The sequence below is a fragment of the Aestuariibaculum sp. YM273 genome, from assembly GCF_030908365.1.
Lineage (GTDB): Bacteria > Bacteroidota > Bacteroidia > Flavobacteriales > Flavobacteriaceae > Aestuariibaculum > Aestuariibaculum marinum.
Genome location: NZ_CP133090.1, coordinates 2998363 through 3018047, shown reverse-complemented (window position 1 = coordinate 3018047; position 19685 = coordinate 2998363). Strand labels below are relative to the sequence as shown.

The 19685-nt window shown below is 37.2% G+C and carries 4 protein-coding genes; all 4 read right to left on the bottom strand.

Annotated features, from left to right (window positions below; genetic code table 11):
• Window positions 1-5 precede the first annotated feature (5 nt).
• A complete protein-coding gene (locus tag RBH94_RS12975; protein ID WP_307881287.1) occupies window positions 6-13817 on the bottom strand; it encodes a T9SS type B sorting domain-containing protein in 13812 nt (4603 codons plus the stop codon).
• Between the two features lie 73 nt (window positions 13818-13890).
• On the bottom strand, window positions 13891-16494 hold the full coding sequence (locus RBH94_RS12970; protein WP_307881286.1) for a PorP/SprF family type IX secretion system membrane protein: 2604 nt from the start codon (window positions 16492-16494) through the stop codon (window positions 13891-13893).
• A gap of 1 nt (window position 16495) precedes the next feature.
• The gene (locus RBH94_RS12965) at window positions 16496-17935 is read right to left on the bottom strand and encodes a gliding motility-associated C-terminal domain-containing protein (RefSeq protein WP_307881285.1); all 1440 of its coding nucleotides are present in this window, start codon (window positions 17933-17935) and stop codon (window positions 16496-16498) included.
• A 203-nt stretch (window positions 17936-18138) separates the two neighbouring features.
• Window positions 18139-19449: a hypothetical protein gene (locus RBH94_RS12960; RefSeq protein WP_307881284.1), complete on the bottom strand. Its 1311-nt coding sequence runs from the start codon at window positions 19447-19449 to the stop codon at window positions 18139-18141.
• Between the last annotated feature and the right edge of the window lie 236 nt (window positions 19450-19685).

The window sequence follows — 19685 nt, the reverse complement described above, 5'->3', positions numbered from 1 at the left end:
ACTAATTATCTGTAAAGGGTAAAGTGTCCAACAAAATCTCTATCGTCTTTAGGATCGTTAAGTTTCACAACAAACCAGTAATCACCTGTTGGTAATTCTTCGCCGTTATATCTACCATCCCATTTTTGTCCGGCTTTTAATTTAGCCACTACTCGACCATAACGGTCATAAATATCAAACGTTAAATCTTTGTATTGTTCTGTACATCCAGGTCCCCATTCGTCTAAAGTACCATCGCCATTAGGTGTAAAGTAATTAGGGATACACACATCGATATACTCAAAATACCCTGATGCCTCTAAAGTACAACCATTACTATCGACAACGGTTACAGTGTAGTTACCAGATTCATAATAAATAAATGTACTCTCACTACCATAAGACTCGCCGTTTAAGAAGAACTCATAATCACCAGTACCTCCGGTTGCCATGGCTTCTATGGTATTGATGGTCTCACCTTCCTGAATAGCAAACTGTAAAGGTTCGTAAGCTTCAATATCAAATAAATCTGTTTGCTTCGTACATCCGTTAGTATGTCTCACGTCTATGTAATGACCAATACCTGCTGGAACATTTACAAATATGTTACTTGTTTGGTAAGGTCCGCCATCTAATGAATATTCTAACTGTGTAGGGTCTGTCATGGTTTCATCAACATAAACCGTAACCATATTGGTAGAAATATTGTTTTCACAACCATACTCTAATACCGCTAGCGGATCAATTTTCACAGGATCTGGGAATTCAATATTCCATTCTGACTGACATCCCTCGCTATCGGTTACATAAACAACATGGTCTTCACCAGATAAGTTCGAGAATGTAAATAGTGTTTGCCCATCAGCTCCTTGAACATACTCGCCATTAATATCATCCAGAGCCACACTATATGGTTGTGTACCTCCTGTAATTTCGATACTGAATTCTCCATTCATATCACCATCACATAATACCGGAATTAATGAATTAGGTACAATAGTTACAAACTGAGGATCTGGTTGCGCAATTGTAAAATCGAATAACACATAACAACCTAACTGATCCTGAACTAAACCTTGGTAATCACCAGGCGCAAGGTTATCGAAAATTGGTTCATCAAAGAACTGATTCATTTGCGGTGAAATCGCATACTTGATGATACCACTTCCTCCAGTTGCTGTGATTTCTAAAATACCATCGTTGCTTCCGTTACAGGTTACATCGGTAACATCGAACTCAACTTCTAATGGTAAATTAGGTTCCGTAATAACAACCTGCGCTGATGTTACTAAACAATCACCACTTTCTACATGTACTTGATACGTTCCAATAGGTAATTCGGTGAATACACCAGGGGTATCCTGAACCGCTGTTAGAATGTCATTACCTGCAGCGTCTTGTAGCGTGTACACATAGTTTCCTAAACCACCTGTAGCTTCTGCTACAATAACTCCGGTAGTATCTCCTGCACAATTAATCGTTGCATTAGTTGTATCTAAATTCACTATTAATTCAGGAAGTTCTTCAACTACAATATCATTAGATACTACAGAAGTACATCCGTTAGCATCTCTAACATAATATTGATATATTCCCGGAGTCACAGAGAATGTTGTTTCCGTGGTGAATGACCCTAATACTGTTGCAAATGAAGCATCAGCACTATACTCATAAGTTCCTGTTCCACCAGTTGCACTTAATGTTAATGTGGCATCAACCGTACAGGTTTGTGCAGAAGCTTTCACTAAGCTAGCCTCCATTTGTTCTGGTTGATCAATAACGATATCTGCAAAAGTAGTTTCACAAGTAAATCCATCTGAAACTGTCACGTTATACGTTCCTGCTCCTAAACCTGTAAACACGTTAGATGTTTGTGGTCCAGATGAACTTACAACCGGTGATAAGGTATTTAAGGTATATGTATAATTGCCTCCCTGACCACCTAAGACATTTGTTACTGTAATGCTTGCCGTTCTATCACCAAAACAAGATAACATAGTTGTGCTTGGAGTAACCGTTGCATCAATTGGAAGAGGATCGATTAACTCTACTGTTTCTGAAGCAATACACCCTTGACTATCTCTTACGCTTACTGTATAAATTCCAGCTGATAACCCTTCGAAATAATAGGTGCTGCTGAACGCTGAAATGGCAGTTCCACCTAATTCTAACTGATACTCAAAATCACCTGGCCATCCACCAGAGCCACTCGCAGAAATCGTTCCATCCGCACCAATACAAGTAATATCGGTGTGAGACGTTTGAATTTCTAATGGTGCAGTCGGTGCTGTAATGGTCACATTTGTTGACACGGTACAGAAAGGTGCATTCGTTAATGTCGCATTAATAGTGTACGTTCCTGATACTAATCCGCTAATGGTTAACGGACCTGCATTAGCTGAAGCTCCCGTTTGTACTGAAACTCCTGAAGCATCTAACACATCGTAAGTAAACGGACCAGCTTCGTCGGTTGGTGTTGGCACACGATCTACTAACGTTAAAGTAATACTTCCGTCATTATCACTAAAACAGGTTACATCGGTAATACTTTCAACCTCTAATTCAAAGGTATTCGGATCAATTACATAGTGTACGGTTTGTAAACTACATCCTGTATCTAAGTTTTCTACAGTAATAATATAATTACCAACGGTTAAACCTGTAAAGCTACCTGTTGTATTGGTTTGGTTGTACGATACATTAACACCTTCAACTGTATATTGTAAATTTGCTGTTCCAGTAGTTGTTGCCGATACTGTAATATCTTCATCCTTAACACAAGTGATCGCATTATCAATTGCGATATTGATGTCCTCTAATTCTTCATAAGGCGCAATAACTGCTGTTGTTGTTCCTGAACATCCATTTTCATCGTATACATTGATGGTATAATTTCCACCAAGGAAATCAGCTTCATTATACACATTATTAGAACCTGACTGAACTAAAGCTCCATCTCTATAGAATTCATAAATCACATAACCGTTAGAACCACCTGTAACACCCGAAACTGTAATTGAAGCAAAGTTTGCTGCATTTGTATCTGGAGCACAAGTATACTCTACAACTGTAGGATTTGGTACTACAATAGCATCTGGTTCACCAATAACGACATCTTGTTCAGCAATACAATTTCTTCCTGAAGTTACACGAACAGTATAAGTTTCTGGTGCCAATCCTGTAAATACATTTGAAGTTTGAGGTGCAACCGTAATCGGAGCTATAATCTCGTATGTATAGATCGGGTTATCGTTAGTTGATGGTAAATCAACTGTAATCATTCCATCACTACCTCCGTTACAGGTTACATCGGTTGGTATTGGTGTAAAGGTTACTGGTGTCGGCGCATCTAACGTAATAGGTGCTGTATTAGTACATCCCGTATCAATATCAGTTATTGTCACGGTATACGAACCTGAAGGAATACCTGAAATTTCATTTCCAGAAACAGTCGCTCCTGCATAATCGATAGCATAGCTATAGTTTCCTGAACCACCTGTTCCTGTTACAGTAATCACTCCATCTGCAGTATCACAACTTGGTAATGTCGTTACAGCGACATTTAAATCTAAAGTTGGATAAATTTCAATTGGTGTTGTTTCTGTATACGTACATCCGTTTCCATCTTTAATAGTTACATAGTACGTACCCGGTGTAGATACGGTAAACGTTGGACTGGTTTGGAATCCGGCTCCGATAGAATAACTAAATGGCGCTATTCCTGTTGGATTAGTTACAGTAAATGTAAACGGATCTCCATTTAAATTACACTGATTATCTGAAATAGTTGGCACTGTCACTGTTGGTAGCGGGTCGGTTGTAATGGTTACATCAATCATATCTGTACACCCATTCGCATCTCTTACCCATACATCCCAATCTGCACTTGCTGTAGAATCTAAAACTGCAAACGCACTATTGCTATAGTTTGCATCAATTGGAGCAGAACCATTAATAATAAATGCATACTCGTAAGGAGCTGTTCCTCCAGTTGCTTCAACCGTTACTTGCGCACCGAAATTACAATTTGCATTAATATTATCTATTTCAGCTAAGGTCACAGGTGTTGGGTCGCTGACTACAATAGTAGCTTCGTCTGTACACCCTGTTACTGTATCGGTAACTTCAAGAGTATAAGTGCCAGCTGCCAGATTAGTTAAAGCTACTGTATCCCCCGACTGATTAATTGTTCCTGTTCCAGATAACAAGGCTACTGTATACCCTGCAGAATAATTTGCTATTGTAAACTCAACGGTTCCATTAGAGTCTCCAGAACATAACGCATCATTTATTAACTGACCTGAAACTGTAATATTCGTTACAGGGTTAATTGTATAAGCTTCGGTGTAATAACATCCGTTTTCATCTGTTACAGTAAACGTATAGGTTCCTGGTGCTAAGCCAGTAAATACATTTGAAGCCTGAGGACCAACCGCTACCGGAGAAATAATCTCATAAGATAAAGTTCCCACACCATCTGTTGCTGTTAAAGTCACATCTGTTGTTGGATTATCACAGGTTACCGGATTGGCAGTAAAATCTAAATCTGACGGCACACTTAAATCTGGAATAACAACATCTATCGCTGCATCAATGATACATCCGTTAGCATCTTTAACCCAAGCCTGAACGGTTCCCGCATTATAAGTTGCATAGGTATTAGTTGAAGTGTAATTAATTCCATCAAAACTATAAGTATATGGTGCTGTACCTCCACTTCCTGTAATAGTTACAAGAGCAGGTTGCATTGCATTTCCAGCTCCACAGGTTAAACCTTGAGTAAGTTCTCCTGTACCACCTACCAATGTCGGTTCACCAACATCTGTTAGAGTAACATTAGATAAACACCCTTTACTGTCTCTTACTATAATATCGTAAGTTCCTAAAGCTAGTCCATCAAATACATTTGACGATTGCCAAGTTGTTCCTCCATCATGACTGTACTCATAAGGCGCAATACCGTCAGCCGCGGTTACTATAATACTTCCATCAGCCCCACCATTACACGTCACATCAATTACCTGGGTGGTTAATGTTGGTGTTGTATTAGGTGTTACCTCTACTGGATTTGACGCTGGCGATTCACAAACCTGATCATCTGAAACTTTAAATATATACGTACCGGCAGTGGTTACTGTAAACACATCACTTGCCATTGGGTTCCAAAGCATTCCTCCATCAGTACTATACTGGTATGTATAGTTTCCTGTACCTCCAGAAGCTGTTAATGTAATTTGAGCATCGTTAGTTAAACAGGTTAAGTCGTAGTCTAAATTGGCATCCAATAAAATTGGAGGATTAACAATATATGTTGTAGAATCTATACATCCGTTTGCATCTCTAATACTTACTGTATAGGTTCCAGCAGAACTTATGCTGAACGTATCACTTGTTTGATATACTCCACCAATACTGTAAGTTGCTGTTCCATCGAATGTAGTGCCTGATACCGTAATATTAAATGCCGTTCCATCGAAACACTCTTGAGTAACAGGATTTATTATTGGTGCCGCATCTAAAACAACCGAAGCATCTGCTTCTTTTATACATCCATAAGCATCTTTTACATAAACCGTATAATCACCAGCTGCTGCAGTAAATGTATTGTTTGTAACCCATCCTGAATCTGTTGCTACAGGTGCTAAAGCCGACTCTAACAATAACATATACTCGTAAGGAGCTGTTCCATTACTTGCTATTGCTGTAATTAGTCCTAACTCATTACAATTTTCATTTCTTGTTGAAGAAGCCGTTAACTCTAATTCTATTGCCGACTCAGTAATATTAAATGGTTCTGAAACCATGCTACATCCTGCGTTAGTTGCACCAGCCTGTTCCGTGATTACTATAACATAATTACCAAAATCAAGGGTTCCTAAATTCGTTATAGATAATGTTCCGTTTGCCGGAATAGTTCCCGAACCTGTAATTCCGGTTGTAGCTAAAGTTTGAGAATTATATATTTCATAATCAACATCTGTAGTTGTGCCATAAGTACTATTAATATCAAAACTTACACTACCATCTGCACTTCCTACACAAGTAATATTATTAGGTATTAACGAACTTACCGTTAAAGTAGAGTTTGTAGGGATTGCAGTTTCAGCTGTTTCATAATAATAACAACCTGTTGACTCATCATGAACGATAAACGTATATGTTGCACCTGGTATTAAATTTGTAAACGTTGTCTTTTTACTTCCAGAAGCATCTTCATCCTGCCAAGGAGCTGTTGTTGGTGACGTATAAGTCATTCCCGGCCCGGTATAAATAGCAAAATGGAAAGGCCCTGTACTTGACAAACTAGTTCCTATAGAAACTTCAGCCGAACCACCCGTAGAACAATCTGCTGGTGGAGAAGTTACTGTAATATCTAAATCATCTGGTGGTGATGCTACCAAAATATTTTGCTCTAAATATCTACACCCATTGGCATCGGTTATCAATACTTCATATAAACCGAAATCAACGACTTCAAAATGCACAGTTGAACCATCCTGATTGGTTACTTCCTGATCATATCCATTAACACCTGTTACATGATAGGTGTAATTAGGCGTACCTCCACTAACAGAGTTAATAATTATTTCTCCTAAAGATGTGCCACTACTAGTATCGCAAGTAATAGGTGTCACATCATAATCTAATACTATAACATTAGGCTCATCAATAGTAATTGTTTCTGTATCACTACACCCTCTTGAATCAGTAACAGTAACGGTATAATCACCAGCAGGTAATCCAGAAGTCTGTGTTCCATAATCTGTTCCTGTCGTATCATTAAATACATTGATAACAAATGGAGGGAAACCATAACTCATGTCAATATTAACATCGATAGCTGCAGTTGATTCTCCGTTACAAGAGATATCCTGAGTTGGTGTTACATTTAAAATTACTGGATCTACAGTATCAGTTACTGTAATTATTGCTGTTTGTTCTGTACACCCATTTGCATCTGTGATTTCAAACTGGTAATCTCCTGCTGTAGCTGTAGAGAATGTAAATGTATTTCCTGAAACTACAGGCACTGTTCCTGTTCCTTGAATCAACACCACAGTATATGGCGCATTTCCACCTAAAATAGTTCCTTCTATTGTGGCTTCCACTGGAGCCGAACAGGTTAAATCTTTAGTTAATAACGCATCAACCGTAATTGGCTCAAAAACATCTGTAGTTGTACTAGCTGTTGCGGTACATCCGTTAGCATCTCTAACCATAACCGTATAACTTCCAGCTGTATTAACCGTGAAAATCGGACTCGATTGATATGAAGCTCCTCCGTTAATGCTATATGATAAAGGTGCTATTCCTGTTGCATTAACTTCAAAAGTAAATCCAGAACTTGCTGTACATTGATTGTCTACTGTTGGCGCTGTTACCGTTGGTAATGGATCTTCATCAATAGTTACTGAGGTTTGCGCAATACAACCATTAGCGTCTTTTACATAAACATCCCATACTAAATTTGCTCCACTGTTCGTATCAACAGTTATAACATTACTACTTCCATAATCAAAATCTGTTGGAGCAGGTGAACCTGCTATCACAGCCGCATATGTATAACCTGGCGTTCCGCCTGTAACTGAAACCGTTATCTGAGATTCAAAATTATTACAATGTACATTTGTTGCTGTAGCTGTTGCACTAACAGCAGCTGTTGGTTCATTAATAGTTACACTTTCGGTAGCTGTACATCCCGTGTCGGTGTCTGTCACTGTAACAGTATACGTTCCTGCTGTTAAATCTGCCAAATTAATTACAGACCCTGTAACGGTATCCGTTCCACCAGTTACTGTATACGTGAAATTCGTCGCATTAAATATTTCAAATTGTGCTGCTCCGTCATTGCCTCCAAAACATAAGACATCACTTAATTTCAGAGCAGTCATAGCTATCGGCGTTACCGGATCGATATCAAACGATTCTGTATAATAACATCCGTTTTCATCGGTTACTCTAAATACATAAGTATCTGGCGCTAACCCTGAGAAAACATTTGATGTTTGAGGAGCAACCACCACCGGAGAAATAATTTCATAATTTAAAGTACCTACCCCACCAGTCGCTATTACTGTTACAGTAGATGTGGTATTATCACAAGTTACTACTGTCGCTGAAAAATCTAAATCTGTTGGTGGATTTAACGCTGAAATGGTTAATGAACCATCAGCGGTACATCCGTTTGCATCCTGAACAGAATATGTTATGGTTTGGTCTGAACCATTATCATTCACTTCTAATGTATTTGAAGCACTATATCCTGAACCGTTAAAACTATACGTATAAGGTGCCGTTCCTGTTGTTGGCACATCAATTGTCACTGTTGAAGATTGTGCGGTATTATCTGCCGCACAACTAAGAGCCGTTGCCGAAGCAGTTACCTCCAAAGTTGTAGGTTCTATAATCGTTACTGTTCCATCAAAAATACATTCGTTAGCATCCTGAACCTGATAATTGTATGTTCCTGCTGCTAATCCTGTATATAAAGACGTTGATGAAAAACTACTTCCGTTGAAACTATATAAATATGGTCCTACACCGCCTGAAGGTACAATTTGGACTGAACCATCACTACTACCATTACATAAGGCATTAACTACTGTTGCTGTGGCTGTTGGATTTTCAATAGGGTTTACTGTAATCACATTCGATACGGCAGTACATCCGTTAGCATCAGTAACCTGGAATTGGTAAGTACCATCAACATCTGTAGTTAAAGTAAAGGTATCTCCTGTTAAGTTTACAGTACCAGAACCTTGAATTAAAGTTACTATATATGGAGCATAACCCTCAGAAATAGTTCCTGAGATTACCGCGTCTGGTGACGCTGTACAATCTAATTCTTTAGTTAAAGTCACATCAATAGTAACCTGATCTGCAATTGTTTCAGCTGGTAATTCAAATTCACAACCGTAAGCATCTCTTACCGTAATTATATAATCTCCAGGAGTTAAATTGCTGAAAACTGGACTTGACTGAAAAGCACCGCCATTAACACTATACTCATATGGTGTTTGACCTCCTGAAGCAGACACTTCTAAAGTCGCTCCATTAGCGGCATCGTAACAATAATCAGTATTAACAATTGACGCTGTTGGTGCAGTTGGTGCCGTTAAACTAATTGTTGTAGTCGCCGTACATCCGTTAGCATCTGTTGCTCTAATCGTATAATCGCCTGCAGCAATATTGGTTAAAATACCATTCGCCGGGAAGGTATTTACAACAGTTGAACTCGCATCTAATAATTCATAAGTATATGCCGGAGTTCCTCCTATTGCTGTCGCTGTTACTGTTGAACCATCTAAACAAGTTACCGGTGTAGTTGTAGCGGATACGCTTAATGGTGATGGCGCTGTTATTAAAGCTTGTAATGTTGCATCACAAAGTCCATCTGAAGCTGCATCATAACGCACTACAATATCGTAAGTACCTTCAGATAAGTTAGAAATAGTTAAAGGAGATGTTGTGGTGGTGTTCCAAGTGGATCCGCCATCAATAGAATACTGAAAGCCATTAGTTGTGTCGAAATTTTGAGCCGCAATAGTAATACTTCCATCGGCTGCACTTGAACAGGTTACATCGCTTGTTGAAACAATATCAGCAGAGAATGCCTGTCCTGATTCAATAATGAATGGGAAATCCTCCTGAGTGATACAGGTTACTGGTAACTGATATACCTCTATATCATCTACTGCAAAATCGATTCCATTAACCTGAGCAATTTCTAATCGTAATACAAAATCTAAAGCTGTATTATTTCCTGGATCTATAGTTTCGTTGAACTCTACCCAACCGTTTGTTTTAGGTATACCTCCTATTGATTGCGACGATAGAGCCACACCATTGCTATCCTGTAATTCCACAGTAAGAGAGGCATCTGGTTGTGTATTTCCAACCTTTAATAAGTTAGTCGCAAAGAAACGTACCTGAATTGGTTGATTCGGAATGATATCTGTAATCGGTTTTCTATATACCACCGCATTATCTGGAATAGCAAAACCAGCATCTACTGCTAAGAATCTTCCTGGAATACTTCCCGTAGTATGGTCTCTTGGACTCCACCATCCGCTATACGGATTGTTTCTTAATTCGTTTGTAACCGTATATTCCCCATTACCAAATAGTCTGTCACCATTACATTTTGTTGCTTCAACCTGTCTCTCAAAACAGAAATTCGTATTAATACCCGGTGAAGTTACATCGCCACCTGAACCAAAGCTTTCAAACAATAAGTTACTATATGTTGGTACAGTTTCCAATTTATAAGTCACACTAATGGTATGACTACCTTCGGATACATTTAAGAAGGTTTGAGGATCTGCTAAATTCGGATTTTCAACTCCATCCAATAAATAGCCGTATGAATACGAATCTGATCCTGTATTGTTAACTACAACGGTTGTATTACCCGTTCCATCACAGTTATAATCCACATCTGAAATACTAATTGACGGTGGTACTGGTTCCGGATCGATAATAATACCAGGCATTGCATAAATACAGCCATTAGCATCACGCATATAAATGGTATAGGTTCCCGGAGCTACCCAGGCTTCATTATCTGAAGTCCAAGATGCTTGGTTATCGAAACTATACTCGTAAGGCGGTGTTCCTCCTGTTGGATTTGTAACACGCACACGGCCTTCACCATTTGGTCCACAACCTGCTAATTGAGACACCCCTGCCGAAGCACTTAAAGGATAATCTGTTTCTGTAATGACAATATCTTCAGCCACACTAAAACACTCTTCTCCATCTAAGGTATACTCGATAAGCGTTTGATAGGTCCCAGCTGTAAGGTTGTAAAATTCCGGATTTGATGTAAAAGTATTTCCATTATCAATGCTATAACTAATACTGTAACCATTCGCATTAGTCACGCTAAAGGTTATACTTCCTGAATTTTCGCCATTACATAAAATATTGGTTTGTTCCACTGTAAATTCAGGTGGTAATATACCTTCTATAGTTTGCGTTGTTGAAGCCGAACACCCATTAAAATCAATTACTGTAATATCGTATGTTCCTGGTGTTGGTGCAGCAATCACTGGAGAATCCTGAGAAATGGTATTACCATTTACATAATACTGATAAGGCGGTGTTCCTCCAACTGGATATACTGTAATTTCACCATCAGTACAAGTTAAAGCCTTAGTTATGGCAGAAGTAACTGTTAATACTGGTGGATTTATTATTTCAATATCACCGGTAAAAGTACATCCATCATCTGTTGTAATATTATAGGTATAAGTTCCTGAATTAAGATTATCGAAGGTATAATCACTATCCATAATCGGACCTACGCTATTAATCACTGTTCCATTTAAGGATAAGCTATATGAATATTGAGGCAACGCATCGTTAACCGCAAGCTTTATGGTTCCTTTATCTCCGTTACAGGTAGGTTGCGTGACAAATTCAGTTACATCTGCCTCTCGGTTACGTACATAAATACTTGGTGTCTGGAAAATACAAGGATTAGTTTCTACTTCCACCTGACGGATATAAACTGTATAATAATCTGGTGTATTTATTTCAAAAACATTAGACGATTGCCATGGCCCGTTTGGATCTAAACTGTACTCATATCCAGACGGTACACCGCCAACAGTCACCTCTCCGGGAGTTGTACAAATAATATCTTTGGCCGTAATAGTTGGATCTAATAGGTTCTGATACACATTGAAATAAAAAATACTAAAACATCCACCTGGGTAGTTAATCACAATTCTGAATTGACCAGCATCGTCTACAAGGAAATCAGGTCCAGAGCCTACTTCATTCCAGGTACAAGATTCATTTTCATTAGCACAGTCATCTACTAACATTTCATCACAACTGGATTCATCTAACTGTTGCCAGCTAATTGATACCGCATCACTAATTCCTGTTTGAATATTACGGACATCGTTAGCCCCACATAAGAAAATATACGGTAGTACCTTACCATCATTAGGACAGATAGGTAATAAATCTGCATAAGGGATAATTGGGTTTGTTATGGTGTTTCCGTAAGGAATAACATTAATGGTTTCCTGAATTGAAATACAGGTAGAAGATGTTGTATTTTGTACATAATATGTACCTGTTCCAGTAGCAGTATATGTTTGTCCTGTACCTACAACCGGAGTTCCTGATGGATCTGTAGACCATGAATAGCTATCATAACCATCGGCTGCTGTTAATACAACACTTTCACCACATAAAATCTCTGTTTTTTCAAAGGTACAATTAGAAATATCAACTAAAAAGTTGGTTGAACCAGGTACACCTAAACATTCCTCGGTAGCAAAACTACCTTCATTTTGGATAAAAATACCACTAATTTCACCTGTATAAGTACCAAAAGCCTGATTCTGAATTTCATTAGAACACGCCTGACTTAAATCGTAACAATTAGGTACAATTTGTACGGGTATACGAATGGTAAATACAGGATCATCAACTTCTACAGAACTATTAGGAATTGCAAAAATAATAGTTCTTGTATCCGGGTCGTACGATTGAATAGTCGCACCACCTGCATTTGTTAAATCTACATCATTAGGATCGAAAACAATATTATCTGGTAGTACATCTTTAATTGTAAAGTCTATAACATTATCATTCCCTGTACTTTGGTATGTAATTTCGTAAAACAACTGCTGACCTAAATACACATCGGCACCATCAATATCCTCACCACTAGTATCTTCAACTGTTTTAATTAATTCTATATCAGGAGAGATTACATCAACGGCAAAGGCACTAAAAAATGCAAATACCGGATCGGCTTGCCCCCTTGCTACCTGTAATCTAAAATCTGCTGAAGTATCATTGTTTTTAATAAACTCAGGTTCGGCATTTAAAATTTCTAAAAATCCGGTATCATACCCTAGCGTGTTTTCACTATTTGGAACTCTTGGATTTAATACACTCGGAGGATTTGGCGTATGTCCATATCCAATATTTTCAATTACAGAACCGAAGAATTTATTCGCACTACGTTCGTCTGTTGTAACTTCCTTACCATTAATTTCTAATTTGGTTGCACGCTTTGTTCTGTCTCCATCTAAAGCACCATATGCAAACTGTAAATCTACATTACCTACCGGCGGCGTTCTAAACCCTGTAACAGGAATGGTTTCCTGATGTCCATCGAAAATATGACTAAATCCATCAAAAAGCGTAAAGGATTTGGTGTGTAATTCTGGGTCTTCATAGATAATGATCAAAGACCAACCGGCACTTAAACCTGTTGAGTTATTAAACCCTTCGCTCGACACAACGTTAGCCATAGTATAGGTTCCTTCGATATCTGTTAAAGAAGATACAATATCAGTTACATCTGCATAACAGGCATAAGGTGTATTTCCAGGCTCATTAGTTTCTGATATAATGGGTGTCGAAATAGCATCGTATATTAATTCTCCTGAAATATCTGTATAAGTTGAACTGCCAGGAATTTTAAATTTGACATTTTCAATATTAGATCTATCCTCCTCACTTTTAAGTACTGCACTCCAATATAGTCCTGCGAAAGCCACACGGTAACAATCGGTCGTACTCCCATCTTCATGAATTGGCATAACAATATCAGCACTACTCGAACTAAAGGTAGAGGCATCACCATCGATATCAATATATTGCATATCGATATCCTGATTATCTTTAGAATTATCGTTAAAATCTAGATTATCCTGTCCTAAAATACTATTACCTATTACAAGCATACTACCTCTAACATCGACCTTTTCCCTAACGGAAAACTCCTTGTATGTTTGGGCTATACCGCAATAGGACAGCAATAAGAATAAAACAACCAAGGTTGTTTTTAAATAAGTAGTTTTTTTCATGGCGGTTAGTTTTTTATCATCTATAACACCTAATTGGGGCACAGTGTTATATATGTTGGGCTTATTTTATTTACTAATTATTTTCAATTTTTACCATTGACATTTTACTGTTTAATGGTTCAGGTCCTTTGTTATCTAATGCTCTTTTTGCCATTTCAACGCTATCAAATTTATCATAATAAATATAATATTTACTTGTATTCACATCGAAGAAAAAGTCAATATTAGTTTCTCCTGCTTCTATGGCTCTTTGTAAGAACTGGTCTCTTTTTGCAACATCAGTATGAACTGCGACAACAAGATAATAACCACTCTCAACATGTTTAACATCTTTAACAATTCTAATATTACCAGTTAACTCTTCGCCATAATCAAAATCTTTTTCTGATAAAGGTAACTGACTTGGCTTAGTAAACTTCTTGATAGAACTTAATGCTGTACGATCTTTATTATACCTGTCTTCCTCATTATCATACAACGCGCGTTTAATTCTACGCTTACGTTCTATTTCTGTTGCTACTCTCACACTTTCAAACTTATCAAGTACATTTTCTCTAGCTCGAATCGTTTGAAATTGATTTTCTTTTAAAGCCTTAATTGTTCTTGAATAGAACATATTTGTTTCGTCACGCTGATCTCTAACCTCTTTAAGTCTCGTACTGTAAAGGGCTTCAAGCTCAACAATTTTTTCATCTTGAGATTTAATCTCATTATCTAATTGTAATTTGATAGATTCTAATCTTGCATTTTCAGCGCTTAAACTTTTAAACGGTTTTGGTGCACTAACAATACCCTGCTCGCTTAAATCGTTTTCTTTCTTTAAATCTTTTAAATCTTTTTCCTTAATAATTAAAACTTCATTTAACTGAATCATTAATTGCTTTTGAACATTTTGATTCTCTAAAGCCAATTTTGTAACCGTTAATAACTCATCTGTATTAGAATCTTCCGGTTCCGGGAAAACAATACCTGTTTCTGTTACTTCTGAAACTTTTTCTGCAGCGACTCTTTGCTGTTCTTCCTGCTCTGCTTTCAATCTTGCTGCTTCAGCTAATCTCGCTTGCTCTTCCTGCTCTGCTTTCAACCTTGCTGCTTCAGCTAATATTGCTTGTTCTTCTTGTTCTGCTTTCAACCTTGCTGCTTCAGCTAATCGCGCTTGCTCTTCTTGCTCTGCTTTCAACCTTGCTGCTTCAGCTAATCGCGCTTGCTCTTCTTGCTCTGCTTTCAACCTTGCTGCTTCAGCTAATCGCGCTTGCTCTTCTTGCTCTGCTTTCAACCTTGCTGCTTCAGCTAATCGCGCTTGCTCTTCTTGCTCTGCTTTCAACCTTGCTGCTTCAGCTAATCGCGCTTGCTCTTCCTTTTCTGCTTTCAACCTTGCTGCTTCAGCTAATCGCGCTTGCTCTTCTTGCTCTGCTTTCAACCTTGCTGCTTCTTCAGCCTCCTTATCTTCCTTATTTGCTATAACTTCAGTTGCTATTACAGCTTGTGCTATATTAGCTCCGTTAGTAGCGTTATTAGCTCGTTTTCTTTCCTCTATTCGCTCTGCTGCAGCAGCTTTTTGTTTTGCTCGTAATTCTATTTTTGCCTGTGCAATAGAATCTAATCTGGCCTGAGCCAATGCTCTTTCCTCTGCACGTTTTGCTGCCAATGCTTCTCGATCTACTTTAGTTGTAGCTGCATTAGCTTTACGTCTTGCCGCGATTTGTCTGGTACGCTTGTCTTGAATTAAAAGCGCCTCTTCCTGCTCTTCATCACTATAATTATATCGGTATCGCTTTTTAAACTTGTAAGCAATAGTGAACTCGTGAGAATTTCCGAAAGTGGACAAATCGCCCGTAGCTTTTTCATAATTATATTCAATTGCGATCTGATTGCTAATATTAATCCCTAGTCCAACCGACATACCATATAATGTATTATAACCGGCCTGAGCCCAAATTCCTTTAGGAACCGCAATCATAACTAAACCTGATAAAATGGTTTTGTCTTTTTTAAACTCAGATCGTATTAACGTACTGAACTTACTTTCATCAAAAAAACCGCGACTATCCATAAAACCAGTATACATCACATGCGCTTGCAAACCTTGTTCAGGGTTTTCTTCTAAAAGACTAGATGATTTTAAGTTGTAGGCAACAATATTATTGATGGCTAATCCGAAATCTAAAAATGTTGTTCCGTAGTTAATTCCTGGGTTTAAGGTTAAAATAGAATTATTTGGGATGTTTTGTAAGGCAGGATCGGAATAGTTTGAAACCACACGACCTTCATTAATACCACTTTGGTAAAATCCTAAATTAGCCCCAAAGGTTAAGTTACTATCGCGATCTAAAACCACATTGTAAGCATAGTTTACAATACCTCCAAAAGTTGTTAAAACTCCATAGTCTTGCTGAAACAAACCGATTCCCATTCCTCTATTTTCGGCAAATCTTCCAGAATAACTGAATAAATAGGTTTGAGGAGCATCATTAAACTGCACCCATTCTCTTTTATTAGTAAACGTAATGTATTTATTCTGCTCGCGAACAAAACTAAACGTAGGGTTTATTGCATATTTATTAAACTTTAAAGATGTCCTTACTGGTAATACCAAGGCAACAACTCCATTTTCCTGAGCATAGAAAAATTGTGTTGTCGCTAAAAATAAAATGATATGTAATAAATATTTACTCATATTACTTTACTACCGTAATGGAACCTTTTTTTACAGCGTTACTTGCTGTAGTTATAATGTAATAGTACACTGGATTTATTTCGTTAAAATCTATCTGGCTTTCAGGCCAATTGTTTAAATAATTATTGCTTTGATGAACTATTTTTCCTTGAGCGCTCATAATCACCACTTCGGTATCTGAGCCACTGGTATACTCTACAGGGATTACCCAGGTATCATTAATACCATCTCCATTTGGACTGATGATATTTGGAATATTAGACACATCTGGGAATGGTTCTGTCACAACAAGAGAAAACAAAAATTCTTCAGAAGCCGCACAGCCACTGGTTTGTGTAACAACCACCTTATAATCTCCGGTTTCGGAAGCAGCATAGCTACTTCCTGAAGCTCCTGAGATTAAAACATCATTTAAATACCACTGAAATGTTGGGCTATTTGCCGTGGTCGTTACAGTAGCCATTAAAGTTTCGCCTTCCTGAATAGAGTTCGTTTCATCGACATCAATACTACTTGTAAAACCTGAAGTTTCCAGTGTAATAGATGCGGTTGTAGAGCATTGTCCTAAATCGATACTCACAGAATAGGTACCCGATTCATCTGTTACATAAGTCTGACTTGTAGCTCCATCAATTTTTTTATCATCCTTATACCATTGGTATGCATCTGCATTTATGGTACTTAAAGTTGTTGCTCCTTCAGCAGAACAATATGGGTTTCCTAAACTTGAACTGATTTCTGAAGTTGTTCCTGAAGAAGCTTCGGAAATAGTAACACGATTAGAATATGAATCTGAAGTACACGATCCATAATTGGTTTCACAGAAATAAGTACCCGCCGATGTTACAGCGAAAGTTTCTCCTGTTCCCACTAATTCTGATGTTGTTGCACTTGTTTCTCTATACCAGTTAAAGGTTAAAGAAGGATACTGTAAAGGTGAATCATTATCGCCAGATCCGGGATTGTCAATGGTTAACAAATAACTACCTCCAGAACAAAACGCAGCTGAACCAATTAAGTTATTAATAGTAAAGGGGCTATCCTGAATTTTATAATATGCAGGAAATGAATTTGAACCAACACTTGTTGCTGATGGAGCACTACTTTTTATTCTAATTTTATAGGATTCTCCCGCTGTATTTGTTGGTAAGGAAAACTGAACAGTAGCAGGTGACGATGTGTATTCTCCAGCATTTGTTGTTAAAATAACTTGTCCGTTAGCAAAACTACCGGAAGCATCGGAGAGCTCGATAGTAAATTGGTTACTTGAGCTTGCCGCTATATCGGCTGAAAAACTAAATGTTGTATAATATGTATTGAATGAGGGACTGGCACAAGCCTGGGTAAACCCTAAACTTGGCGTACTAATCGTTTGAGCGTTTGAAGACAAAACAACCCCAACAAGAAAAACGATAAAGCCTATAAAAGTAAAGTTCCTCATTACTATTCGTTTTTAAATAAAACTCCAAGAAAGAATATCACCTTATTTTATAAGCTATTACCAAAAAATTCTTTGCTCTTTGGATTTATATAAAACCGCTGAGCAAAAGAATTTTTTATTTATATTAATAGTAAAATGGGGATTAAAAGACCTAGAGCTATAATATTCTTATTAAATTTTAATCAAATTACACCTAACTATTTCTAGTCATTTTCGTTTGACGCTATAATTTTATTAATTCGCAATCTAAAATCTGGACGTCTTTCGTTTTTCAAGTCAATAAATGTTTCAGAATTCTGACTTTTCGAGTAAACATTAAAAAACGCACTGTTTCCGTACCAGTTTTCAAGATCTTCATTATTTGAATTATTCTCTACAAATATGTTTCCGTTACAGTTATTGAAGTACATATCTGTAAACTTAATTTTTTCTAAATTTTCCTGGTTGATTACAATTTTATCTTCGAAAATTACAGCAGGATTAAATCCGGAAATTACACTTTTATTCATATCTAACGAAGCACTTTGCGCGACATATACAGCCTCTTTCACTAAACCTTTTTCTATGTCTGCTTTCAAATCATCACTATTATTTAGTAGCGTTAGATTTTTAGCAACCACACTTGTTTGAGGTTTTGTAAAGTCTACGTCTTCAATATCATCAAAAGAAGAAACATATAAACATCTCGTACCTGCACTACTTGAAGAAATATAAGGCGATCTTACTGCTAATGAATTATTTAACTGCGATTGAGTTCCGAAATTAAACTTAAAATCATTGTTATTTGCTCGATAAGACACCATTTTAGTCATATTAACTTGTCCTCCCCATACTTCAAAAGAATTTCCAGCTGCATGAGATATCATAATACTCTCTAAAACGGTTTCACTACCTACGTTAGCTAATAACAAACCATTTAGGTGATTACCGTTTCTTAATTTTTTTCCAGCATATTCAATTCTAACATACTTTAAAATACCAGAATTGCTATTTGGATTTTCACCTCCATAATTAATGTAAGGATAAGACGAAGAATTTAAATTATGATAGTAAGACACCACAGATCCTTTACCAAACTTGTTTGAAGATGCATCTCCTAAAATCATAATACCCCCCCAGTCTCCTGCTCTTTTTAAACTTCTGTTTGAAGTAAAAATAATAGGATCGGTTTCTGTGCCTTCTGCTATTATAGCAGAACCTTTAGAAACGGTTAAGGTCGCTTTGGAGTCGTAGTCTCCTAAAATAACGGTACCTGGTTCGATAGTTAAGGTTGCATTATTAGTAACGAACACATTACCTAATAACAAATAAACATCGCGTTTACTTAACTTAGTATCTTCTGAAATGTTTCCTGCTAATATTTGGGTAGGTTCTCCGTAATCAGCTGTGTTGGATTTAAAATCTGTCCATCCATACAACCAATTATCTGTACCTATAATTCCTTTTTCCTGCTGAGCAAATAAGCTCCCAAATGCAAGAAGGAATATCCATATTGAGTGAGTAAAGTTTTTCATAGTTACGGTTTTATGATTAAAACTAATAAGATTTTACTTCAAATATAATATCAAAAATATAAAAATATCCCATGAAATACCTTTTTTTTCGTTAAAATACACTTTTTAACAAAATTTTAAGATAATTCATATCGTTAAACAGCATAGTTTTGTAATATATTTTTGATTTTATTAACTTTTTCTATTCTTGTCTGCCTTTAAAACATTAAAAAACGATTCAAATCCCTTCCCTAAAC